Annotated in this window: 19 protein-coding genes; 14 read left to right on the top strand and 5 right to left on the bottom strand. The window is 38.1% G+C overall.

The features are described 5' to 3' along the window. Positions 1 to 6: 6 nt before the first annotated feature. Together fabF and EJ994_RS14365 are read right to left on the bottom strand one after the other, a co-directional pair. Positions 7 to 1,257 carry a beta-ketoacyl-ACP synthase II gene (gene fabF / locus EJ994_RS14370; protein ID WP_126593116.1) on the bottom strand — a complete coding sequence of 417 codons (1,251 nt, stop codon included), beginning with the start codon at positions 1,255 to 1,257 and terminating at the stop codon, positions 7 to 9. A 108-nt stretch (positions 1,258 to 1,365) separates the two neighbouring features. Next, the gene (locus EJ994_RS14365; protein WP_008269813.1) at positions 1,366 to 1,599 is read right to left on the bottom strand and encodes an acyl carrier protein; all 234 of its coding nucleotides are present in this window, start codon (positions 1,597 to 1,599) and stop codon (positions 1,366 to 1,368) included. Positions 1,600 to 1,895: 296 nt separating this feature from the next. On the opposite strand from EJ994_RS14365, the gene EJ994_RS14360 reads away from it, so the two are divergent. The 4 genes from EJ994_RS14360 (at position 1,896) to EJ994_RS14345 (ending at position 6,156) form a co-directional block, all read left to right on the top strand. Then, complete coding sequence (locus tag EJ994_RS14360; RefSeq protein WP_126593115.1) at positions 1,896 to 2,513, top strand: phosphoribosylglycinamide formyltransferase; 618 nt, start codon at positions 1,896 to 1,898, stop codon at positions 2,511 to 2,513. 27 nt (positions 2,514 to 2,540) lie between these two features. Further along, positions 2,541 to 3,176, top strand: a complete 636-nt coding sequence (locus tag EJ994_RS14355; protein ID WP_126593114.1) for a viroplasmin family protein — start codon at positions 2,541 to 2,543, stop codon at positions 3,174 to 3,176. Between the two features lie 113 nt (positions 3,177 to 3,289). Beyond that, positions 3,290 to 4,216, top strand: a complete 927-nt coding sequence (locus tag EJ994_RS14350; protein WP_126593113.1) for a PfkB family carbohydrate kinase — start codon at positions 3,290 to 3,292, stop codon at positions 4,214 to 4,216. Between the two features lie 41 nt (positions 4,217 to 4,257). Further along, positions 4,258 to 6,156, top strand: coding sequence for an amidophosphoribosyltransferase (locus EJ994_RS14345; protein ID WP_126593112.1), 1,899 nt, complete (start codon positions 4,258 to 4,260; stop codon positions 6,154 to 6,156). Between the two features lie 885 nt (positions 6,157 to 7,041). Here EJ994_RS14345 and EJ994_RS14340 read toward each other — a convergent pair. Beyond that, positions 7,042 to 7,650 (bottom strand): superoxide dismutase, encoded by a 609-nt coding sequence (locus EJ994_RS14340; protein ID WP_126593111.1) that lies wholly within the window; start codon positions 7,648 to 7,650, stop codon positions 7,042 to 7,044. A 120-nt stretch (positions 7,651 to 7,770) separates the two neighbouring features. Between EJ994_RS14340 and EJ994_RS14335 the strand changes: the two genes are divergently transcribed. The 4 genes from EJ994_RS14335 (at position 7,771) to EJ994_RS14320 (ending at position 16,340) form a co-directional block, all read left to right on the top strand. Continuing rightward, positions 7,771 to 10,869 (top strand): UvrD-helicase domain-containing protein, encoded by a 3,099-nt coding sequence (locus EJ994_RS14335; protein WP_126593110.1) that lies wholly within the window; start codon positions 7,771 to 7,773, stop codon positions 10,867 to 10,869. A 3-nt stretch (positions 10,870 to 10,872) separates the two neighbouring features. Then, a complete protein-coding gene (kbl, locus tag EJ994_RS14330; protein WP_126593109.1) occupies positions 10,873 to 12,066 on the top strand; it encodes a glycine C-acetyltransferase in 1,194 nt (397 codons plus the stop codon). 113 nt (positions 12,067 to 12,179) lie between these two features. Then, positions 12,180 to 13,523: an OmpA family protein gene (locus EJ994_RS14325; protein WP_099572104.1), complete on the top strand. Its 1,344-nt coding sequence runs from the start codon at positions 12,180 to 12,182 to the stop codon at positions 13,521 to 13,523. Between the two features lie 72 nt (positions 13,524 to 13,595). Beyond that, entirely contained in the window at positions 13,596 to 16,340 is a 2,745-nt protein-coding gene (locus tag EJ994_RS14320; RefSeq protein WP_126593108.1) for a PD-(D/E)XK nuclease family protein, read from the top strand. A 2-nt stretch (positions 16,341 to 16,342) separates the two neighbouring features. Here EJ994_RS14320 and EJ994_RS14315 read toward each other — a convergent pair whose 3' ends face one another. Further along, positions 16,343 to 17,095 carry an SDR family oxidoreductase gene (locus EJ994_RS14315; protein WP_206507151.1) on the bottom strand — a complete coding sequence of 251 codons (753 nt, stop codon included), beginning with the start codon at positions 17,093 to 17,095 and terminating at the stop codon, positions 16,343 to 16,345. 62 nt (positions 17,096 to 17,157) lie between these two features. Here EJ994_RS14315 and EJ994_RS14310 point away from each other — a divergent pair, with 62 nt between their 5' ends. Then, the gene (locus tag EJ994_RS14310; RefSeq protein ID WP_126593107.1) at positions 17,158 to 18,501 is read left to right on the top strand and encodes a sugar porter family MFS transporter; all 1,344 of its coding nucleotides are present in this window, start codon (positions 17,158 to 17,160) and stop codon (positions 18,499 to 18,501) included. Between the two features lie 304 nt (positions 18,502 to 18,805). Then, entirely contained in the window at positions 18,806 to 20,062 is a 1,257-nt protein-coding gene (locus EJ994_RS14305) for a tyrosine-type recombinase/integrase (protein WP_126593106.1), read from the top strand. A 592-nt stretch (positions 20,063 to 20,654) separates the two neighbouring features. Here the strand turns inward: EJ994_RS14305 and EJ994_RS14300 are convergent. Beyond that, positions 20,655 to 21,566, bottom strand: coding sequence for a helix-turn-helix domain-containing protein (locus EJ994_RS14300; RefSeq protein WP_126593105.1), 912 nt, complete (start codon positions 21,564 to 21,566; stop codon positions 20,655 to 20,657). Between the two features lie 210 nt (positions 21,567 to 21,776). Here EJ994_RS14300 and EJ994_RS14295 point away from each other — a divergent pair, with 210 nt between their 5' ends. From EJ994_RS14295 to EJ994_RS14280, 4 genes are all read left to right on the top strand, one after another. Next, complete coding sequence (locus tag EJ994_RS14295; protein ID WP_126593104.1) at positions 21,777 to 22,229, top strand: nuclear transport factor 2 family protein; 453 nt, start codon at positions 21,777 to 21,779, stop codon at positions 22,227 to 22,229. Positions 22,230 to 22,304: 75 nt separating this feature from the next. Beyond that, positions 22,305 to 22,769 (top strand): (2Fe-2S)-binding protein, encoded by a 465-nt coding sequence (locus EJ994_RS14290; protein WP_126593103.1) that lies wholly within the window; start codon positions 22,305 to 22,307, stop codon positions 22,767 to 22,769. A 29-nt stretch (positions 22,770 to 22,798) separates the two neighbouring features. Then, positions 22,799 to 25,051, top strand: a complete 2,253-nt coding sequence (locus tag EJ994_RS14285; protein WP_126593102.1) for a xanthine dehydrogenase family protein molybdopterin-binding subunit — start codon at positions 22,799 to 22,801, stop codon at positions 25,049 to 25,051. 18 nt (positions 25,052 to 25,069) lie between these two features. After that, positions 25,070 to 25,495, top strand: coding sequence for a putative quinol monooxygenase (locus EJ994_RS14280; RefSeq protein ID WP_241240794.1), 426 nt, complete (start codon positions 25,070 to 25,072; stop codon positions 25,493 to 25,495). The last annotated feature ends 2 nt before the right edge of the window (positions 25,496 to 25,497 follow it).

Here is a 25,497-nt window from a genome sequence, read left to right as displayed (position 1 = left end):
CGTGTATTAACTTATTTTTTTGAATACTACACAGGCGTTGTGTCCTCCAAAACCAAAGGTGTTACTCATGGCAACCTTAACGTCTCTCTTCTGAGCCTTGTTCAGTGTTAAATTTAAACTTGGGTCAATATTCTCATCTACTGTCGTATGGTTTATTGTCGGGGGCACTATACCATGTTCCATTGCCAGAATACTTGCGATAGCTTCTATTGCACCTGCTGCACCGAGCAAATGACCGGTCATTGATTTTGTAGAATTGATATTAATGTTTTTGGCATGATCGCCAAACACTTCCGAAATGGCTTTCAATTCGGCAACATCTCCCAATGGTGTAGAAGTACCGTGTGTATTAATAGCGTCTACTTCTTCTATGGCAATGCCAGCGTCTTTGAGGCAGTTTTGCATTACACGCACAACTCCAATGCCGTCAGGATGTGGTGCCGTCATATGGTATGCATCACTTGAAAGACCACCACCGGAAACCTCGGCATATATTTTTGCACCGCGCGCCTTGGCGTGCTCATATTCTTCCAGTATCAACGCCCCTGCACCTTCGCCTAGAACAAAACCATCCCTGGTTCCGTCAAAGGGTCTAGAAGCAGTTTCCGGACTATCGTTCCTTGTAGAAAGTGCATGCATTGCTCCAAAACCACCCATACCTGCAATTGTAACAGCAGCTTCGCTTCCGCCAGTAACCACAACATCACAATGTCCTAATCTAATATAGTTCAGTGCATCGATCATGGCGTTGGCCGACGATGCACAAGCAGATACCGTTGTATAATTTGGACCCATAAACCCATGCTTGATAGAAATATTCCCTGGGGCAATATCGGCTATCATTTTGGGTATAAAGAAGGGATTAAAGCGTGGTGTACCATCACCTTCGGCAAAATTCATTACCTCGTTTTGGAAGGTCTCCAGACCGCCGATACCGGCACCCCAGATAACTCCTACACGAAATTTATCCACCTTGTCCAAATCCAATTTAGAATCAAGTATAGCTTCGTCCGAGGAAACTAGGGCATATTGTGCAAACTTATCTAGTTTGCGCCCTTCCTTGCGGTCAAAATGGTCCTCTGTTTTGTAGTTTTTTAGTTCGCAGGCGAATTTTACCTTGAATTTTTCCGTATCGTAATATGTAATCGGCGCGGAGCCACTCTTACCATTTACAAGACCTTCCCAATATTCCTCAATATTATTACCTATAGGTGTTAGTGCCCCTAATCCGGTAACCACAACTCGCTTTAATTGCATTGAACTTGTTTTTCGTTTAGATATAAACCGAATGTAAATTAAAAAAAATTATCCATGCGGAGCATTTACCACATGGATAATTTGAATTCTATTTAAGAAATCATCAAATTACTTTGCTTCTTCTATATAGCTAATGGCTTGGCCAACTGTTGCGATATTCTCGGCTTGATCATCTGGGATTTGAATATCAAATTCTTTTTCGAATTCCATAATCAACTCTACTGTGTCCAATGAATCTGCCCCTAAATCGTTAGTAAAGCTAGCTTCTGTTACCACTTCGTTTTCATCAACTCCTAATTTATCAACGATGATAGCTTTAACTCTTGATGCAATGTCTGACATAATAATATTGGTTTTAAAAATTTAAATTGATGGCAAAAATAAAAAACTTTGGTTGAATAACACTAATTGTCGTTAAAATGTGCTGTAATTTAAGAAAATTATACACATCCAAGAATCTTTTCAATCTAAAATTAAGCCTTTAGCCCACGAGGTTTTTATTTGTTCTTTTATTGCGAACCTGTGCCAATTACTTAATTCCTACTCTGCCGCCAGGCAGGTCTCTTTAGTTTATATTATTTTTGCCTTACTTTCTTTTGGGAGGTAAATGGTACTACTAAACTTAAAATCTATTTCTGTTGAACACCAAACGAATTGTTCTTTTTGCATCCGGTTCTGGTTCTAATGTTGAGAACATTGTAAACTATTTTAGTGATAAGAGTCCTATTACGGTCACCGCCGTACTTACCAACAAAAGGGATGCCAAAGTTATTGACAGGTGTAATAGATTGAATATTAATGCCTTATATTTTAACAAACATGCCTTTACTGGTAGTAATTGTGTGCTGAACATATTACTATCCTTAAAGCCTGACTTGATCATACTTGCTGGTTTCCTATTGAAAATTCCAAAAAACCTTATCGATGCTTTCCCCAACAAAATCATAAATATTCATCCGGCACTATTACCTAAATACGGCGGTAAAGGTATGTACGGAATGCACGTACACCGAGCAGTGAAAGAAAATAAGGAAAAAGAGACCGGTATTACCATACACTATGTAAATGCCAATTATGACGAGGGTGCCATAATTAAACAGGCCAAAACATCAGTTTTACCAGAAGACAGCCCAGAGGAAATAGCTGCGAAAATTCATAGCTTAGAGTATGAGCACTTTCCTAAGATAATTGAAGAACTTTTAGCCTCCTCCCACATTGACCCAGGCAATGTTGACCGATCCAAAGGCGAGGTGTAAATATAACTTCAATTTAATTTTACTATCATGGCTAAAAAAGCAAAGTTTTATGTGGTTTGGAAGGGAAAGCAACCTGGCATACATAAAACTTGGGCAGCTTGTAAAAAGGCCATTGAAGGCTATAAGGGAGCAGAATACAAATCTTTTGAGAGTTTTGCCATGGCCCAGAAAGCCTTTAACGGCAATTATGAAGATTTCAAGGGTAAGAAAAAAGGAGAAACCACCTTATCCCCAGCTGAACTATTAAAAATTGGCCAACCCAATTACCATTCCATATCCGTTGATGCGGCCTCTAGCGGCAACCCTGGGGTTATGGAATACCAGGGAGTGGATACTAAAACTGGAAAGAAATTATTTAAGCAAGGTCCATTTCCTCAAGGCACCAACAACATTGGCGAATTCTTGGCCCTTGTCCACGGGCTTGCTTTTTTAAAGGAGCGCGGCAGCGACCGTATTATCTATACGGATTCCCGTACAGCAATGAGTTGGGTGCGCAAAAAAAAATGTAATACCAAGTTAACGGAGAACGAAAAGAATAAAGAAATGTTCCATTTGGTACGTAGGGCAGAAGCATGGTTAAAATCTAATACCTACAATACACCCATTGTAAAATGGGAAACCAAGGCTTGGGGAGAAATTCCTGCGGATTTTGGGAGGAAATAAGGAAATACGTTCGATGGGGAGATTTCTTAATAACTATTCCTAATTACCCCGTAAACCAAGTTTAAAATAGTAGTACAAAACCGTATATTTGCAGCTTAATTTTAACCAACAAAATGGGTAAACTTGTTATCGTAGGGACCGTTGCTTTTGATGAGATTGAAACCCCTTTTGGTAAAACCGATAAAATTCTAGGTGGCGCGGCCACGTTTATTGGGTTGGCGGCATCACAGTTTAAGGTAGATGCGGCTATTGTATCTATCGTAGGTGATGATATGCCGAAGAAATATTTAGACCTACTTTCCGATAGAAATATTGATCTAACCGGTCTAGAAATTGTAAAAGGCGGGAAAACCTTTTATTGGAAAGGAAAATACCACAACGACTTAAATTCTAGGGACACCTTAGTTACGGAATTAAATACTTTGGCCGATTTTAACCCTGTTGTCCCTACTGGTTATACCGATGCGGATGTAGTCATGTTGGGCAACTTACACCCAGGAGTTCAGCTCAGTGTAATTAATCAAATGGAAAAACGACCAAAACTCATCATTTTAGATACTATGAATTTTTGGATGGACAACGCTTTGCCGGAATTATTGGAAACCATTAAGTATATAGACGTTCTCACCATTAACGATGAGGAGGCCAGACAGCTAACGGGAGAATACTCCCTGGTAAAGGCAGCACACAAGATATATGGCATGGGACCTAGATATGTGGTCATTAAAAAAGGAGAGCACGGTGCGCTATTGTTTCATCAAGATCAAGTTTTCTTTGCTCCCGCATTACCTCTAGAAGAAGTTTTTGATCCAACTGGCGCAGGCGATACTTTTGCCGGTGGTTTCGCTGGATATTTGGCAGCTACGGACGACACCTCTTTTGAAAACCTGAAGAAAGCAGTAATTCATGGTTCTAATTTGGCATCATTCTCCGTGGAACGTTTTGGTACGGAACGAATGATTGATTTGGATAAACAGGAAGTCAATAAAAGATTGCATCAATTTAAAGCATTAACACAATTTGAAATTGAATTACAATAACCCACGCCCCATATTCGGGGCTTTTTTAATACAAAGAAGTAATGAGTGACGCTATTAAGCACGAGTGTGGCATCTCTGTAATCCGATTGCTTAAGCCCCTTGAATATTACAAGGAAAAATATGGGTCCGCGTTTTATGGTGTAAATAAAATGTACCTCATGATGGAAAAACAGCACAATCGCGGTCAGGATGGTGCAGGTTTTGCTAGCATTAAGTTAGATGTAGATGCAGGGCAACGTTATATGAGTAGGGTTCGTTCTTGCCAACAACAACCCATACAAGATATCTTTGCTCAAATAAATGAGCGTATAAACAAGGAGCTTAAGGAACATCCAGAATATGAAGATGATGTAGCGTTACAAAAAAAGAATATACCCTATATTGGCGAGTTACTCTTAGGTCACGTACGCTATGGAACTTTTGGTAAAAATAGTATAGAAAGTGTACATCCGTTTTTAAGACAGAACAATTGGATGCATCGTAACCTTATCGTTGCAGGTAATTTTAACATGACCAATGTTCATGAACTGTTCGATAATTTGGTACAGTTAGGGCAGCACCCTAAGGAAATGGCGGACACCGTTACCGTAATGGAAAAGATAGGCCACTTTTTAGATGATGCCGTTGCCAAACTATATAAGGAAATAAAAAAGCAGGGCTATACAAAACAAGAAGCTTCCGCCATTATAGCAGAACGCTTAAAAGTTTCCAAAATATTGAGGAGAGCTGCCAAAAATTTTGACGGTGGCTATGCCATGGCCGGTCTACTTGGACATGGTGACGCCTTTGTGCTTCGTGACCCCGCAGGTATAAGGCCTGCATATTATTATAAGGACGATGAGATTGTTGTAGTGGCTTCTGAGCGTCCTGCTATACAGACCGTATTCAACGTGCCTTATGAAAGTGTTCAAGAACTGGACCCCGGACACGCTATAATCGTTAAGAAAAGTGGCACAACGGCCATAAAACAAATATTAGAACCTAAGGAAAGAAAGGCGTGTTCTTTTGAGCGAATCTATTTTTCTAGAGGTAGCGATAAGGAGATTTACCAAGAACGAAAGAAACTGGGCAAGTTGGTTTTTCCGCAAATCTTAAAGTCTATTAACCATGATATAAAGAGAACGGTATTCTCCTATATTCCGAACACCGCAGAAACATCTTTCTTTGGTATGGTTAAAGAAGCGCAGAACTATCTTAACAAAAAGAAAGAAGAACAGATTCTTGCCATAGGCTCCAAAATTACCAGTAAGGAACTCCATGATATACTTGAGGTAAGACCAAGAATTGAAAAAGTAGCTATTAAAGACGCTAAATTAAGAACCTTTATCACGCAAGATGACAGTAGAGATGACCTTGTAGCCCACGTATACGACATTTCCTATGGGTCTGTAAAGAAAGGTGATAATTTGGTCATCATAGATGATAGTATTGTTAGAGGCACCACGTTAAAGAAAAGCATACTTCGTATCCTTGACCGTCTTTCTCCTAAAAAAATAATAGTAGTCTCCTCTGCTCCACAGATCAGATATCCAGACTGTTATGGTATAGACATGGCCAAACTAGAAGACTTTATTGCCTTTAGAGCTGCGCTAGACCTCCATAAGGACAATAATACCATGCACATAGTCGACGATATTTATAAAAAATGTGTTGAGCAAATTAACTCCAAGGATAAAGACGTAATTAATTACGTAAAGCAATTCTACGCCCCATTTTCGGCTGAACAAATATCGAAGAAAACTGGAGAACTTCTTAGCCCAAAAGGTATCAATGCCGAAGTTCAAATAATTTACCAGACCATATCAAATTTACATAAGGCCTGTCCAAAAAATTTAGGAGATTGGTACTTTACGGGAAACTATCCCACCCCTGGAGGAAACAGGGTGGTAAACAAGGCTTTTATCAACTTTTACGAAGGTAAAAACGAAAGAGCGTATTAAGCTTTTTAGTAAGAAAATATCTAATTTTAATGTATTTCATCGATAAAAATTGTCGTTTATCGATGGAATAGTCTTTTTGACCGGAGCAATTCTATTTTAGAGCTTGCCATAGCATAAGTAGGTTAAGTTCATGGTAAGATTTGGGGCAAAAAAGGTGGAGAACTCTCCACCTTTTTTATTTGATATAATGTAAGCTCTGAAAGATTAGGATAACCTCACATGGATAACTCCTCCTATACCTTTCAACCTAGAAATTGTACTTTAAACAAATACCTTTTTTCACAAGACTTAAAGCTCATACCTTTGAAGAACCATAGCATAAGTAGGTTAAGTTCATGGTAAGATTTGGGGAAAAGGCGGGGCAATGCTCCGCCTTTTTATTGCTCTTTATTTAATACGCGAACAACTTCTTTCGTCTTCTGTAAGACAATAATACACAGAAGGTATTTCAACCTTAAAATAAGACTTTAAACAAATACCTTTTTTCACAAGACTTAAAGCTTATACATTTGAAGAACCATAGCATAAGTAGGTTAAGTTCATGGTAAGATTTGGGGAAAAAAGGTAGAGCTGTGCTCTGCCTTTTTTATTTGACCACATTTTAAAAACGGACCCGTTTTTTAATTCTCATCAATGTTCCTTAAGCAATCTACTTAATGAGGTTATAATTAAAAATTTCTTAAAATTTCTTTTTTTATTTCCCACAATACCAGTAATTTAGTATTGCCATAGCATAAGTAGGTTAAGTTTATGGTAAGATTTGGGACGAAAAGGGTGGAGACTTCTCCGCCCTTTTCTATGCGTAAAAATCAAAAAAAACCACCTAAAGATTTCTCTCTAAGTGGTTGTCAGTCTTCTATTTAACAAGAATTTTCCTAACGTATTTTACTTCCCTGCAGCATATAGTTCAGCTACTTTTTTCCAATCGATAACGTTGAAAAAAGCACTTACATAGTCTGGTCTTCTGTTCTGGTAGTTTAGGTAATAAGCATGCTCCCAAACGTCTAAACCAAGAATTGGTTGACCTCCACAGCCAACATTTGGCATTAAAGGGTTGTCCTGGTTAGGGCTAGAGCAAATCTCTAATCTACCTCCCTTGTGTACACATAACCATGCCCATCCCGAGCCAAATCTAGTACCTGCGGCAGTGCTGAATTTTTCTTTAAATCCATCAAAAGAACCAAACGCACTATTTATTGCATCTGAAAGTTCTCCTGAGGGAGCACCTCCTCCGTTAGGGGACATAACGCTCCAAAAAAGAGAGTGATTGTAAAAACCGCCACCATTATTGCGTACGGCACCATTACCCATGTCTAAGCTAGACAAGATATCTTCAATAGATTTACCCTCCAAATCCGTGCCTTCTATTGCACCGTTCAACTTAGTAGTATATCCGTTATGATGTTTCGTATGATGTATTTCCATTGTCCTTGCATCAATATGCGGTTCTAAAGCATCATATGCATAAGGCAGTTTTGGTAATTCAAAAGCCATAATTTTTAGTTTAAAAGATTAATATTAATTGCTTTTCAAATTTACAGGTTTTAACATTTATATTCCTATAATTATTTGTTAAGAACTGTTCTATAATCCTTATTTTGCAAGTAAAAATAGGTGGACAACAGTTCCTTTAAAATTTATAATGCATCCGCTGGCTCCGGCAAGACCTATACCTTGTCCAGTGCCTATCTAAAAATTATTCTTTCTAGGCCTTTTGGTTTCAAGAGAATATTGGCCATCACATTTACCAATAAAGCGGTTAATGAGATGAAGGGGAGAATTTTGGAGAGTCTTTTTAACTTTAGCGAGGTTACCACCGAAGATAATGCTCCTCCTCTATTTTTAGAGATGATGCAAGCGCTGAATCTAACGGTGCCAGAACTTCAGAAACTCAGCGAACTGCGGTTAAAAGAAATTCTTCATAATTATGCTTTTTTCGATATTTCCACCATAGATAAATTTACACATAGGCTAATACGAACATTTGCAAGGGACCTGAAAATTCCGCAAAATTTTGAAGTTGTGTTAGATAGTGATTTACTTTTGGACGAGGCAGTGGCCAGAATCCTATCTAAAGCAGGGGAAGACAAGGAACTTACCAAAGTACTTTTAGACTTTGCCCTAGAAAAAATTGATGACGACCGGAGTTGGGACATTGGCTACGATCTTCTCAAGATTGGAGCATTACTCTTTAATGAGAGTAACATTTCTCATTTAGAATTATTGAAGGACAAGGACCTTCAAAGCTTCAAAGTTTTAAAGGAAGCGGTCATCCGTCAACTAAAGGATCTAGAAAAAAAATTGTCTGCAATGGCAACTGAAACGCTCAACTACATTGCACAGAGTGGTCTTGAGATGGAAGATTTTCCTAGACAGACTTTGCCTGATCATTTTAAAAAAGTTAAAAATGGTATTTTTTCACCCGCTTCATTGTATAAAAACAAGCTAGAGGAAAATTTGATTAACGGAAAAATAGTTAAGGTAAACGTTGTTTTACCGTCTGCCGAAATACCAATTCAGCTTTTGCAGCGGTATTTGGGCATAAAAGAATTAATATATCAAAGAAGTTTTCTACAAAACGTGTACAGAAATCTTGTGCCACTTACTTTACTAAATGCTATACAGCAAGAGGTGGCCGCCATTCAAAAAGAAAAGGACCAACTATCAATTTCAGAGTTTAACTCCATCATTTCTAAGGAAATAAAAAACCAGCCTGCCCCTTTCATATACGAGCGCTTAGGCGAAAAGTACCGTCATTATTTTATCGATGAGTTTCAAGACACTTCAGAGATGCAATGGACCAATCTAATTCCCTTAATAGGAAGTGCTCTGGAAGGTCAAGATGATTTTGGAAAAACAGGCTCGTTATTTTTGGTCGGTGATGTAAAACAGGCAATTTATAGATGGCGCGGAGGAAAGGCAGAACAATTTCTAGATTTAGCTACTGCTCAAAGCAATCCTTTTTCCGTATCCGCAGACACTTATTTGCTTCCGAAGAATTACCGCAGTCATGAGGAAATAATCAATTTTAACAATCGCTTCTTTCAAAGTGCTAGTGAATTTTTAGAAAACGATAGTTATAAGCACTTTTTTAAGGAAGGGAATAAACAGGAAACTAATAGTAAGAAAGGCGGGTATGTAAAACTCTCTTTTTTGGAAGAAGACACTGAGGAAAATTATGGACAAAAAACCTTGGAGTCCATTAGTCATGCCTTGTCCAATGGTTATACTTTTGAGGATATTTGTATTATTGTCCGCAAGAAAAAACATGGTGTTTCTTTGGCAGATTATTTAATGAAGGAGCATATACCCGTGATTTCATCAGAATCACTTTTGCTTGCATCAAGTTCCAAGATACAATTTATGGTAAGCCTTATACGATGGTCCCTGCAACCAGAGGAACAGGCGCTTGCCTTTGCTATACTGAATTTTCTTGCCGAGCTCCATGAACATAAGCACGATTTTATAGTTGAACATCTTAACGACTTGGCTAAGGGACTGCTACATGAATTCAATTTTAATAGCCATCTATTTTCTCAGCTTTCCGTTTATGATGGTATGGAATATGTGATTAGGACGTTTAGTTTGTCACAATCTCAAGACGCCTATCTAAACGCTTTTATGGATACCGTTTTTGAGGTAGAACAAAAGGATGGTGCAGATAAACAATCCTTCTTAAACTATTGGGATAAAAAGGAAGATAAATTAAGCATCGTTATTCCAGAAAGTACTTCGGCGGTTCAGATAATGACCATTCATAAAGCAAAAGGATTGGAATTTCCTGTAGTCATATTCCCCTACGCCAATACCAATATATATGAAGAAATTGAACCTAAACTCTGGATACCCGTAGATACCGAAACTTTCTCAGGTTTTAGCGAAGTGTTGATAAGCAAAAAACAAGAAGTCTTGGATTATGGCAACAAAGAAGCCCATATTTTTAATGAAGAGCAGGGCAAACTGCAGTTAGACTCCTTTAACCTTCTCTACGTAGCCCTAACCAGGGCGGTCTCTACTTTGTATATCGTTAGCGCATATGATTTTAAAAAAGAGCACACCTATAAAACGGATTATTTTTCTGGCCTATTCATTCATTTTTTAAAAGAACAGCAACTTTGGCGCGATGAAACATTCGAATATGAATTTGGCACAGTTCCCAAAAAAATAGAAGATTTGGGCAAAGAAACTCACATTACAACAATACCTTATATATATACTCATAAAGACAGACCCAATTTCAGCATTTTGACCAGCGCTGGCATGTTATGGGATACGGAACAAGAAAAAGCGATCAAGAAAGGAAATACCATCCATTATCTCTTAGGACTTATTAAGTTTGCAGATGATTTGGAAACTGCGTTGAAAATTGGCCTACAAAAAGGGATTATCGTAGCAGGTGAAATAGAACCGATTAAACGGACCCTACAACAAGTTATAGACCATAAAGACTTGAGGGACTTGTTCAAGACCGGAACAACAGTTCTCAACGAGACGGATATCCTGATGGCGGACGGAACGATTCAGCGGCCGGACAGGGTGGTAATTAAAAATAAAGAAGTTTATATCATAGACTATAAAACAGGTGCAAAAAATTCCAAATATAAAAATCAGTTAAACACTTACGCCGATGCCTTTTTAGAAATGGAATATGCGGTAACACATAAAATCATTGTTTATATTAACGATAACATAGATATAGAATTTATACCCTAAAAGATGTACGGAAAAATTAAAGAACACTTAGAAAAGGAATTAAACCAAATCAAAGAAGATGGTCTCTTTAAAGAAGAACGGATTATTGTTACTCCACAAGATGCGGTAATAAAAATCTCCACAGGAGAAGAGGTCATTAATTTTTGTGCGAACAATTATCTAGGTCTTTCTTCCCATCCGGAGGTAGTTCAGGCCGCTAAGGACACTTTGGACTCTCATGGTTTTGGTATGTCTTCGGTTCGGTTTATTTGTGGCACTCAAGACATCCACAAAACTTTAGAGAAAAAAATAGCCGAATTTTATGGTACAGAAGATACCATTCTATACGCGGCCGCTTTTGATGCGAACGGTGGTGTTTTTGAACCGCTATTAACCGCGGAAGATGCCATAATCTCCGATTCTCTAAATCATGCCTCCATCATAGATGGTGTAAGACTTTGTAAAGCCAAACGTTACCGCTACGCTAACAGTGATATGGGCGACCTAGAGAAACAATTACGGCAGGCCAATGAGGATAAGGCTAGATTTAAAATTATAGTGACCGATGGTGTATTTTCCATGGACGGCCTTGTTGCTCCACTAGATGAAATCTGCGACCTTGCCGACAAATATGATGCTATGGTCATGATAGATGAATGCCACGCTACTGGTTTTATAGGGCCAAAAGGAAAAGGTACTTTGGAAGAAAAGGGCGTAATGGGCCGCATTGACATCATAACAGGAACCTTGGGAAAAGCATTAGGCGGGGCCATGGGCGGTTATACAACGGCAAAAAAGGAAATTATAGAGCTTCTAAGACAGCGTTCCAGACCTTATCTGTTCTCCAACTCGTTAGCGCCTGCTATAGTCGGGGCCTCTATTAAGGTTTTTGAAATGTTGGAGAACGACACCTCGTTAAGAGATAAGCTGCAACAAAACACAGAATACTTTAAAAAAGGAATGAAAGAGGCAGGTTTTGATATTATAGACGGGGATTCCGCAATTGTTCCTGTAATGCTTTATGACGCTAAACTCTCACAAGACATGGCGAATATGCTTTTAGAGAAAGGTATATACGTAATAGGTTTCTTTTATCCCGTAGTTCCAAAAGATAAGGCTAGGATAAGAGTGCAGCTATCAGCAGCGCATACAAAAGAGCATTTAGATTTCGCAATCAGGGCTTTTATTGAGGTTGGCAAAGAATTAAAAATCGTTTAAATGCTGATTTTATTCTATCAAATGCGTTAAAAAAAATAGGAAATTGATTTTGTTAATAATATTTAACAACTTACATTTGCAGCTAATAAACACTTAAACTTAAAAATTTGAACATGAAACATCTTAGCAAATTATTGGTTGTTGCCCTACTTTTTGTAGGTTTTAACAGCATACAAGCGCAAGACGAGAATAATCCTTGGCAAGTACAGTTCGGGGTTAACGCCATTGACGTATATCCTACTGGGGATGTAAGTTCTTTCGGTAATGAATTCTTTAATGCGAACGATCATTGGAACATTCTTCCATCAATTTCTTTTGTAGGAGTATCTAAATCCGTTGGTGACGGATTCTCTATTGGAGCAAGAGGTTCCTTAAACAAAATTAGCAAATTAGGTGACGTTTCAGTTGATGACCTATCTCACTATGCTATAGATGGTACAATTAAATATGACTTCATCAAAAGAGAAAGCGTTATCGATCCTTTTATCGAAATCGGTGGTGGTTATACTTGGGTTGATGAAATTGGTGCTGGTACGGTAAACGGTGGTCTTGGTTTGAACATCTGGTTCTCTGAAAACCTTGGTCTTACTTTACAATCTACTTACAAGCACGCTTTCGAGGATTACGGAGTAAAACATTTCCAACATTTAGCAGGTATCTCTGTTAAGTTTGGTGGTACTGACACTGACGGTGACGGTATATACGACAAAGATGATGCTTGTCCAGAAGTTGCTGGTTTAGAAGCTTTCAACGGATGTCCTGATGCTGACGGTGATGGCATAGAAGATAGCAAAGATAGCTGTCCTAATGAAGCTGGTTCTGCCGAAATGAATGGTTGTCCAGATGCTGACGGTGACGGTGTTGCCGATAAAGACGATGCTTGTCCTAACGAAGCTGGTCTTGCCGCTTTAGCTGGTTGCCCAGATGCTGACGGTGACGGTGTTGCTGATAAAGATGATGAGTGTCCTAACGAAGCAGGTCCTGCTGAGAACAAAGGATGCCCATGGCCAGATAAAGATGGTGATAGCGTATTAGATAAAGACGATCAATGTCCAGATGTTGCTGGTACTGTAGCTAACGCTGGTTGTCCAGAAGTAACTGAAGAGGTTCAAAAACAATTGAACGACTATGCAAGAACTATCTTGTTCGACACTGGTAAATCTTCTATTAAAGCTGAGTCTACTTCTGTAATGGTAGATATCATCACAATCTTAAAAGAATATCCTAACGCTAAGTTTACTGTAGAAGGACATACTGACAGTGTTGGTAGTGCTAAATTGAACCAGAGTCTTTCTGAGTCAAGAGCTCTTTCCGTAAAAGAATTCTTAGTAGACAAAGGAATTGAAGAATTCAGATTATCTGCCGTAGGTTACGGAGAAGATAAGCCAATTGCTACTAACAATACTAGATCTGGTAGAACTCAGAACAGAAGGGTAGAAATCAACTTGGTAAAATAAGTTTCTAATAAACATAAGTGTTTTAATAAACAAAAAGCTCCGCAAATTGCGGAGCTTTTTTATTTTTACCATATGCGAAGTTTCATAGCGGAAGTAATAGATGACTTAAATTTAAAAGTTGATGATTTTGAACATCTTGTTTTTATTCTTCCCAGTAAACGAGCAGGTACGTTTCTTAAAAAAGCAATTTCTAAAAGCATTGCAAAGACCATCATCTCGCCTTCTATTTTTAGTATAGAAGAATTTATAGAGCAAGTTTCCGGATTAACCTACATCAATAATACTGAACAGTTATTTAAACTCTATGAGACCTATCTCACTGTTGGTGATTTCGAAAAAGAGTCCTTTGAATCCTTCTTAAAATGGGGGCAGACTTTACTGCAGGATTTCAATGAAGTAGATCGCTATCTGATCGATGGTCCAAAACTTTTTTCCAACCTATCCTCCATTCAAGAACTCAACCATTGGTCCCTAACTAATGAAAAGACGGAGTTAATGAAAAACTACCTTCATTTTTGGAATCATTTAAGCCCAATATATTCCTTATTTAATTCTAAACTCCTTCAAGAAAATGTTGGTCATCAAGGCTTAGTATACCGTACGGCGGCCGAAAACATAGGAACCTATTTGAGCCATAATTCCAAAAACCATGTGTTTATAGGTTTTAATGCTTTAAATAATGCGGAAAGTGAAATTATTCAGACCATCCTAGATACAACGAAATCAACTATTTATTTTGATATAGATTCTTATTTCTTAGAAGACCCCGTTCATGATGCAGGTCTTTTTATTAGAAAGCACACCGCCCGTTGGGATTACTTAAAAAAGAATTCGCTGAAAGGTTTAAGTAATTATTATTTGTCTAAAAAGAAAATCAAGGCAGTTGGAGTGCCAAAAAATATATCCCAATCTAAATACGTGGGAAATATTCTCGAAGAAATCCAGGAACATACTCCTGATCAATTAAAAAATACTGCTTTAATTCTAGCTGATGAAAATCTTCTGAACCCCATTTTAAATTCTATCCCTGAGACCATTGACAAGGTAAACATAACCATGGGGCAACAATTGGGAAATAGCCCTATTGCGAGTTTCTTTGAAAGTCTTTTTGAAATTCACGAGCAACGCACAACGAAAGGCTGGTTTTATAAAGACTTTATACGTTTGCTATCCCATCCTGTTACTTCAATCCTGTTAAATACATCAGGCTTTTCAACCAATGAGGTCATTACTACCCTTAAGACCAAAAATTGGGCTTACATAACAAAAGAACATATAGCATCTGTTCTTGATTTTAAGATAGCTACTATACCGCTACTTTTTGGTCAAGCCTTTATGGAACCAAAACAATTTATTGCTAATAGCCATGTTTTAATTTTAGAACTGAAAGATATCTATACCCAAAACGGGAATAATTTGGCGCTAGAGCAGTTGTATAAATTTCATACGCTCTTCAACCAGCTGCAAGACCTTCTGTTTAAGTACGATTATATTACCAATTTAAAAGGTCTAAAAACCCTATACTTACAACTATTATCCTCAGAAACTTTGGATTTTAAAGGGGATCCATTAGAAGGCCTACAGGTAATGGGTATGTTGGAATCTAGAAATTTAGATTTTGAAACAGTTATCCTTACTTCCGTAAACGAAGGTATCTTACCCTCTGGAAAGTCCAATAATTCCTTTATTCCCTTCGATTTAAAAATAGCTCACGGTCTACCTACTTATAAAGAGAAAGACGCTATTTACACCTATCACTTCTACAGGTTACTACAACGTGCGAAAAACATCCATCTAATTTACAATACAGAACCAGACGTGTTAGAAGGAGGTGAGAAAAGTAGACTCATTACACAAATCTTGACGGACCCTAATAGAAAGGACGTAACTGAAATTATAGCCTCTCCTAAAGTAACTATTCTACAGGAGAATGTTGAAAGCATAAGAAAAACCGAGGACTTAATATCCCTTATCCGTACCTATGCTGCAAAAGGATTCTCTCCCAGCTCATTAAGCAATTACATTAGAAATCCAGTAGATTTTTATAAACAAAATCTTTTGGGTATTAACGATATTGCTACGGTAGAAGAAACAGTAGCCGCGAATACATTTGGGACCATAGCTCACGATACGTTAGAAGAACTATATACGCCGTTTATTGGTCACGAACTATCAAGGGAAGGTCTGGAAAAGGCCAAATCACAAATTGAAGATACTGTACAAAAGAACTTTAAGAAAACATATCTCGACGGTGATTTCAGTACCGGTAAAAATCTTATTTCCTATTACGTTATCATCAAGTATATTCAGAATTTCATTGAGATAGAAATCGAGGGACTAAGCAAATGCACCACCAAAGTAATAGCACTAGAACAAAATCTATCCGTAACACTCAAAATCCCGGGAATAGAATTCCCAGTTGTATTAAAAGGTAAGCTAGACCGTATAGACGAGGTTGACGGGGTCGTAAGAATTATCGACTACAAAACGGGAAGAGTCCAAAAAAGCAATGTAGAAATCAAGGAATGGGATTCCCTCGTCGAAGACTACCAATACAGCAAAGCCTTTCAACTATTATGTTACTCCTACATGTACAATCACATACACCCGAGCAATTCCATACAAGCAGGTATCATATCGCTTAAAAATTTAAAAGCCGGAACACAATTCTTTGCGAAAAAAGAATCTTCCGGTAGGGCTACGAAAGAGCAACAGCGCATAGCTTCCGAAATTATATCAGAATTTGAACGCTGTTTGTTTCACCTTATTTCTGAAATTACCAATCCGGAAATAGACTTTCTGGAAAAAGAAGTATAACCCTATTTTAAATCTGGCCTGGTAGGTCTTACCTCTATTTTACTTGGTAACGTTCTCGGATTCATTCTTAGCAAGTCTACTACAAGTTCCCCAATGTCCTCAGGTTGAATTTTCCAAGCATCTTTTTCGTTAGGTTCATTCCCATTAAAATGTGTAGCAACGGAACCTGGCATAATTGTAGACACCTTTATCCCATGTTTTCTAAGGTCTAACATTACCGCTTGGGTAAAACCGACCACTCCAAATTTAGTGGCATTATACCCCGCACCTGAAGCAAAGAAATTGGTTCCGGCCAAACTCGCCAACGTAATGTAATATCCTTGAGACACCTTTAATCCTTCCATGGACGCTTTTAGTGTGTGGAACGCCCCTGTAAGGTTGGTGTTGACCATAATGTTCCAATCCGACAGAGAGAGCTCGTCTACAGGCGCAAAATGCCCTACTCCTGCATTGGCGAAGACAATATCCAAAGTTCCCCACTTTTCTAAAATCTGAGCAACGGCATTTTTTTCATTATCAAAATTAGTGACGTCAGACTGAATGCAAATCAAATCTTCTGAAGCATCCAAAACTTGTTTGGCATTTTCCAAACTCTTAGTGCCTCTTCCACTTATAGCAACCTTCACGCCTTCTTTTAAGAGAGCAGCTGCAACGCCTAATCCTATACCTTTAGAACCTCCGGTTATATAGGCCACTTTTCCTTTCATATTTTCTATATTAAATTTTACCTTGATACCTTTTATAAAGGTACTCATCTAAAATATGGTATATGTTAAAGTTTTGTTTTCTTATATTTAGAAGTTGTTAAACTCATTTTATGAATAGAATACTAGTTTGGTCCATAACCGTTGCTTTAGCCGGTTTCTTATTTGGTTTTGATACCGTTGTAATCAGCGGTGCAAATGACCCCATAAAGCAACTTTGGGAGACCTCTCCGTTATTCCACGGAACATTCATTATGAGTATGGCACTTTGGGGAACAGTTTTTGGATCGCTCTTCGGAGGTATTCCAACAAAAAAACTAGGTCGTAAAAAGACCCTTTTCTGGATTGGTATCCTCTTCTTTGTATCGGCTGTTGGTTGTGCCCTGGCACAAGACCCCTATGCTTTCTCCGCCTTTAGGTTTATAGGAGGCGTTGGCGTAGGAATCTCTTCCGTAGCGGCCCCAATCTATATCTCTGAAATCACGTCCAAAGAGAATAGAGGTAAGCTTGGAGGACTCTATCAGTTCTGGTTGGTCTTTGGAATACTAATTGCCTTTGTATCCAATTGGTTGCTAAAAGGTTTCGATGGTGCTAACGATTGGCGCTGGATGTTAGGCGTGGAAGCCATCCCTGCATTGATTTATACCATTATGGTACTTAAAGTTCCGAATAGTCCTAGATGGTTGGCGCTGCAAAAGAAGGATGATGAGGGTGCCCTCAGGGTCTTGGAACTCATTTATTCCAAAGAGACCGCGCAGCAACATCTGGATGAGATAAAACTAGATTTAGTCGAGTCCGAAAAAAACGAAAACCTTTTTCAAAAGAAATTTTCTCGAGTCATTTGGCTTGGCTTTTTTATTGCGCTCTTCAATCAACTATCGGGCATTAATTTCGTGCTCTATTATGCACCAGAAATTTTGGAACAAGCAGGTTTAGGAGGAAAAGAATCGCTCTTCAATTCAATCGCCATTGGAATTGTAAATCTAATCTTTACCATTATTGGGGTGCGCTTGTTGGACAAACTTGGCAGGAAACAATTGATTATAATAGGTTCTTTTGGCTATATCATTAGTTTACTCATGGTAGGTCTCTGCTTTCAGTTCGATTTGGGCTCTACTCTGACCCTCACATTTATATGCTCTTTTGTGGCTGCTCATGCCATAGGCCAAGGTGCTGTAATCTGGGTGTTCATTTCGGAAATATATCCAAACAGCGTGCGCGCTTATGGTCAGTCCTGGGGCGTTAGTATACATTGGGTCTTCGCGGCGATCATAACCTTGATCACTCCATTTTTTCTGGATGCAAGTGAAGGACTCCTGAGAAATGCAGTATGGTATATTTATTATTTCTTTGGCTTGATGATGGTACTGCAACTCATTTGGGCAATTACTGTAATGCCAGAGACCAAAGGTATGTCTCTAGAAGAATTGAGCAAAAAACTGTTGAATAAAGAATAGGTTACCATCCTTAAAGACAAGTGAAAGCTAGGTCGACGCCGTGCAAATAAAAAAAGCTTCCAATTTCTTGGAAGCCCTGTCATACTTGGTGGAGAATACCGGATTCGAACCGGTGACCTCTTGCCTGCCAGTCCGAAATTCTTAAAAACATCGAAAATTAAAATTGCTCGTTACTTATTGATTTTTAATTAGTTAACTCATTTTTCATAAGATTTATATTCATTTGACATCATATGAATACAAACAAAACTGTGCACAGACTGTGCATTTTTATTCCTAACTTGAAGTAGTTTAAGGGGTGAAAATGGCTAAAGTTAGACTCATATTAGATACTCGAAAATCCTCGAAAAATGCAATTTCCGAATTGTATCCGATTGCTTTGCGCGTTTTCCATATAAAACCAAGAATCATTCGATTGCCTTATGAAACTTCAAAAAATGGATGGGATGTAAATTCATTCTGTCTGAAACGCTCTGTTCTTGTAAATAAAAATATAGATTGTTCCAAAATCAACCAAATTCTATATGACAAACTTCATGTTGCGCGAAGCTTGATAAATGAACTCGGAGATGCTATTCAATATATGGACATTGATACTCTAGTAACAGAAATCAAAGATAAATGGGAGGAACAGATAAGCCCATCGCTCAAAGGTAAACTGTCAAACGGATTAACTCTAAAAGTTTGGGGTCAAGTCATTGTTGACAGAAAACTAAAAACAAACAAACCAAGCTCAGCCGAATGGTATCTCAATGGGATAAAAGCTTTTATAAAATTCAATAACAATCAAGATTTGAGATTGGACCAACTAAATGTAAGTATGCTCAAAGATTTTCAAATAGAAAAAGAATCAAAAGGTCTAAAACCAAATAGCATAAGTTCAGTTTTAAGAGCTATCAGAGCAATATATAACGCAGCTATAAATGAAGATAGAATTGAAGTAGCTAAGAATCCCTTCCATCGCTACAAGATTCCATCTTCAAATCAAACAAAGAAGAGAGCGATTTCTAAAGAAGACTTCCTAAACATTCGCAAATTAAAATATGAAAAGAACTCTGCGCTGTGGCATACGAAAAACTATGCTCTGATAATGTTTAATTGCAGAGAAATGAATTTGATAGACTTGGTTAAGCTTAAAAAATCAAATGTACGTGAGGATAGAATATTCTATGGAAGAAGTAAAACTGGTGACCCATTATCAGTAAAACTCACTTCCGAGTTAAAAGAAATTTTAACTCATTATTTAATAGATAAATCAGAAGAAGATTTTCTATTCCCTGCAAATTACGATGGCAGTACAGCTAAATATGAGAAGTATAAAACTATAAGAAGAAGGGTAAACGAAAGACTAAAAATTATCGCGCTAGACGCAGGAATTAAACAGCACTTTACAACCTATTCTATTCGTCATTCTTGGGCGACAATTGCTAAGTTTATGGGAATATCGACGGCAATAATCAGTGAAGGTTTGGGGCATAGTTCCTTAAAAACTACTGAAATTTACTTGAAACGTTTTGATAACTCCACTTTAGATGAAGCCAACGAACGCATTGTTGCTTAGTAGAATCATCCCAAATCTTACCCTAACTTAACTGCGCATGGTTCCTGTTTCGATTTCATAGTGTTCCGATAGATAAGCGTTAAGTGAAATCGAAATAGGGCGCATCTATTTATCTTGTTTTAAGTTCTAATTTTCCTTTGCAACCATCGGGAGCAAAGCAAGATTGTCATGACAATGACACATCTTGAATTGCCTTTTTTACTAAAAAATTAACTGTAAAACAGGAGCTGCGAAGGTTTTTTACGAAAAAATCAAGTAAAATTAGTGATGAAAAAATATTAACACATTGATTGTCATTGTTTTACAATAAATAACATCGCTTTGGCGTGTTATCCTCTTGCTTCTACCGAACTTTTTCAAATCCAAGCTAAGATTGATGACATATACAATCTTGATTGAATTCTTTTAGAACCTTTCCTTACTGCTTCCCCTACTGAAAATGGTCTAGTTAGCCCAATTAAAGAAACTACTAAAAGAGACCACGAATGAGACTTTAAGGGAATATTTTTTTGTCTTTTGAACTTGTCCCTTTAAACACCCGTTTGTTACACCTAATTTATTATAGACAGAATCCTAAATGGTAATGGAAGAATCAATTCAACGACCTAAATTCCTGTGGCGAATACCCAACTTTTTTCTTAAACAAACGACTAAAATGCTGTGGATATTTAAATCCAAGGTCGTAGGCTATCTCACTAACCGATTTATTAAGGTCAAAAACTTTTTCTTTTGCCACCTCGATAAGCTTACTTTGAATGTAGTCTTGAGCCGATTTTCCTGTTTCTTTTTTGACGAGGTCGCCAAAGTAATTAGACGATAGATGCAATTCATTTGCAAAATATCCTACGGTAGGTGTTCCAAGAATTTTAGGCTTATCCGATAAAAAATAGTCATTTAGTAAACCATCAAACTTCGCCAATGAATTTTGATGCGAAGTTTCGCGGGTCAAGAATTGACGGTCATAAAATCGCAAACTATAATCTAAGAACAATTCAATATTGGCAAGAATCAACTTTCTGCTGTGCTTGTCGATATTCTGTTCTAGTTCAAACTGAATTTTTTCTAACAGACTTATAATTACCCTGCGTTCTTTTGCTGATAAGTGCAATGCCTCATGTGTGGCATATGAGAAAAAACTATAGCGCTTCATCTTTCTGAGTAAATTTGTTCCTATCAATAAGTCCGGATGAAACAAGAGCGCATATCCCTTAGGTTTAAAATTAGGTTCATTGTAGGTCAAACCAACAACTTGTTCAGGACTCACAAATACTAAGGTTCCTTCATCATAATCGTATGATTTACCGCCGTATTTCAATTTACATCCTTTGGCATCTTTCAAGAAAATGGCATAGCAATTAAATTGTAGCGCGTCATAGTCAGAAATGGTTTTTGCTGATTCATCAACATTCTCAAAATCAACGACACCTACCAAAGGGTGAAGCACTTCCTGCTTTCGCATTTTCAAGTAGTCTCCTACAGCATTGATGGTACAAATATTTCTCATTACCTCACTAAGTTTGAACTAAAGATATGATATTGATTACCAAGGTTTCAAGCTTACATATCAATATCCGTAAAAATGGTATGAGCAACCGTAATTTAGGTATGGCTAACTGCCCTATTAACCTCTATTTTTGAATCAAAAGAAAACTCTTGAATGAGAACGGCAAAACAAAATAGTTTAATTTAACTTCATATATCTAAAAGCAAAACCATGAGAACAATATACATCGCATTATTATTAATCGCATTTAGTGCGAATTCCTTCGCACAAGACACCACTATTACACAAGAAATTACGGAGCTTTCTAAAGCAAAATGGGAATGGATGGCTGATAAGGATGTTGATAAACTTACCAACTTGTTTCATGATAAATCAAGATTTGTACACATGAGCGGCTCTTGGAAAAAAGACCGAGAATTAGAAATCATCGAATCGGGAAGCATTTGGTACAAAAAAGCCGATGTTCATGATGTGGTCGTTGAAGTTATTGCCGATGACACCGTGTTGCTTTGGAATCGAATTACGCTAACTGCTCATGTTCGTGGTAATGACGTCGCTAATGAATTTACCGTGACCGAGTTTTACCATAAAGAAGGAGAAGATTGGAAATTGTTAGACCTGACTTTTAGTAAGGTAAGAGACACGCATGAGATTGCACACTAAAGTTAAATAACTAGAGGGAAATTCGTGTTTTAAAATTTCATAACTTCATAGCATTCATATATTTATATAATAATCATGGCGAAATTTAATCTGAATATCAACGGAAAAGAACGTGAACTAGATGTTGACCCTACAACACCTATGTTATGGGTTTTAAGAGACCATATCAAACTAGTGGGAACAAAGTATGGTTGCGGTATTGCCCAATGTGGGGCATGCACCGTGCACTTAGATGGTACTGCAGTACGTTCTTGTCAACTACCAATATCTTCAGTTGGTGACAAAGAAATTACAACCATTGAAGGCTTATCTGAAAAAGGAGACCACCCGGTTCAACAAGCATGGTTAGAGGTTGATGTTCCGCAATGCGGCTATTGTCAAGCAGGCCAAATTATGACAGCTTCCGCTTTGTTAGAAAAAAATCCGAATCCTTCAGATGAAGAAATCGAGACGGCCATGAATGGTAACATCTGCCGTTGTGGAACGTATACCCGTATCAAAAAAGCGGTTAAAATTGCAGCAAATTCAATCAACGCTTAAGTACTGAGCACTCCTAAAAATCTGATACTATGACACTCATAAAAACCAAAATAGGTAGACGCTCATTCATTCGAACATCCACTTTAGCAAGTGGCGGATTAGTGCTAGGCTTTAATTGGCTAGCCTCTTGCAAAAACAAAACAGAAGAAGAAATTTTAGCCATGCCTAAGGAATGGTTTGAGATGAATTCATATTTAAAAATCGGAGATAATGGCGTGGTTACGATTACCACACCGAATCCTGAATTTGGTCAAAACATTCGGACTTCAATGCCCATGATTGTCGCTGAAGAATTGGGTGTTGATTGGAAAAATGTTGTCGTTGAGCAAGCACCTTATCATGCTGAAAAATACGGTATGCAATTTACAGGAGGTAGTCGCGGCATAATGACACGCTGGGAACCGCTGCGAATGGCAGGTGCTTCTGCACGTCATGTTTTGATTGCAGCAGCTGCCCAAGCATGGCAAGTTCCTGCAAATGAAATTACTACTGAAGATGGAGTGTTGTATCATAAAGCAACTGAAAAATCGGCTGGCTACGGAGAAATGGCATCCGCTGCAGCTAAAATTACCATCCCTGAAGATATCACCTTGAAAGAAGTCAAAGACTTTAACATCATTGGCACATCGCATAAGAATGTTGATGCGAAAAGTATCGTTACTGGAGAACCGATGTTTGGAATGGATTACCAAAAAGAAGGTATGTTGATTGCTATGATTGTCCATCCTCCTGCCTTCGGAATGACATTAAAATCTATGGATGCTCAAGCTGCCAAAGCCATGTCTGGCATTAAAGATGTCGTTGCGATTAAAAGTTTTAAAGACGATTATGAGAAAGGTGGTTTTGATGTCAATGCATTCCCCGAAATAGTTGCGGTCGTAGGAGATTCCACTTGGGAAGTATTACAAGCCAAAAAGAAATTAAACATAGAATGGCAACAATTTGATTCGTACACAGAGACCATCAATGGGTTTAGAGGTACGCAAACCAAAAACGTTCCTGCCGGACTCGAATCGTCTACAAATCATGCCGCGAAAATGGCAGAACTTGCTGCAAAACCCGGAAACATTGTCCGTACAGACGGTAACCCAAAAGCAGCATTTAAAAATGCCGCAAAAATTATAGAACGTTCGTATTCAGCTCCTTTTCTAGCGCATAATTGCATGGAGCCTTTGAATGCTTTTGCTCATGTAAAAGGAGATAAGGCAGAGATTGCCGCACCCATTCAAATTCCAAGTTTAATTGTGCCCACAATTGCCTCCAGTTTAGGAATTCCAGTAGAAAATATAGCCATGGAAATGCCTCGTATGGGAGGTGGTTTTGGTCGTAAGGCCTATGCACATTATGTCGTTGAAGCAGCTTTGATTTCTCAAAAAGTAAATGCCCCGGTAAAGTTGGTATACACTCGTGAAGATGATATGACTAATGGAATTTATCGCCCTAGTTATCATGCCACCTATCGTGCTGCACTAGATGAAAATAATAATATGACTGCCTTGCATGTGAAAGCGGGTGGTGTACCTGAGAGTCCCTTATTCGCAAATCGTTTTCCTGCGGGAGCCATCGATAATTATATGGCGGAAGAATGGGCTATTGATTCTAACATTACCATTGGGGCCTTCCGAGCGCCTCGCTCCAACTTTATGGCCGGTGCTGAGCAATCGTTTTTAGATGAAGTTGCTGAAGCTTCAGGCAAAGACCCGATTCAATTTCGTTTGGATTTGCTAAAACGTGCGAAGGAAAATCCTGTGGGAGAAAGAAATGATTACGATGCAGAACGCTATGCAGGAGTTTTGGAACTGCTTCGTGAAAAATCAGGTTGGAGCGCAACTCCGGCGAATGTAAACCGAGGAATATCAGCCTATTTTTGTCATAATTCTTATGCTGCACATGTTTTAGATATTCGAATGGATGACGGAAAACCTGTGGTTGAAAAAGTTGTTTGTGCTATCGATTGTGGTATTGTAGTGAATCCTGATGCGGCCACAAATATGGCCGAAGGAGCAATTACAGATGGTATTGGAAATGCCTTTTTCGGAGAACTGCCTTTTATAGATGGGATGCCGCAGAAAACGAATTTTCATGAATATCAGATGATACGTATGACCGATGCCCCTAAAGAAATAGAAGTGCATTTTGTTGAAAATGAAATCGCACCAACAGGAATGGGAGAACCACCATTTCCGCCAATTTTTGGTGCCGTTGCCAATGCATTGTACAAAGCAACTGGACAACGTCATTACCAACAGCCTTTTGTAACTGAAAAACAGGTGGTCGGATAATCAAAAATTCAATTCTTAATGAAGAAGAGCAAAATTCTGGTTTTTATCTTTTTTTCGGCTCTTGTAAGTAGTTCTTGGGGGCAATCGGAAAAATTAGTCCTGCAAGATTCCGTGTTTGACAATATGATGGTACGGATGGCGGAGATAGAAATCCATCCGGAATATATTGATGAATACAAAGCTATACTGAAGGAGGAATCCGAGGCATCGGTTAGGCTTGAAGCTGGGGTTATTTGTATTTATCCCATGTATCAAAAGGATAATCCGTTGCAAATCCGTTTATTAGAAATTTATGCAGATGATGAAGCTTATCAATCCCATCTACAAACCTCACATTTCCAAAAATATAAGACCTCGACCCTCAAGATGGTTAAGTCGCTAAAATTAATAGATATGGAAGCCATTGACTACAAAAGCATGTCCAAGCTTTTTCGAAAAGTCTAGTT

Origin of the sequence: Maribacter sp. MJ134, assembly GCF_003970695.1 — a bacterium.
In the GTDB taxonomy this organism is placed as follows: Bacteria; Bacteroidota; Bacteroidia; order Flavobacteriales; family Flavobacteriaceae; genus Maribacter.
This window is presented reverse-complemented; position numbering and strand designations above follow the sequence as displayed.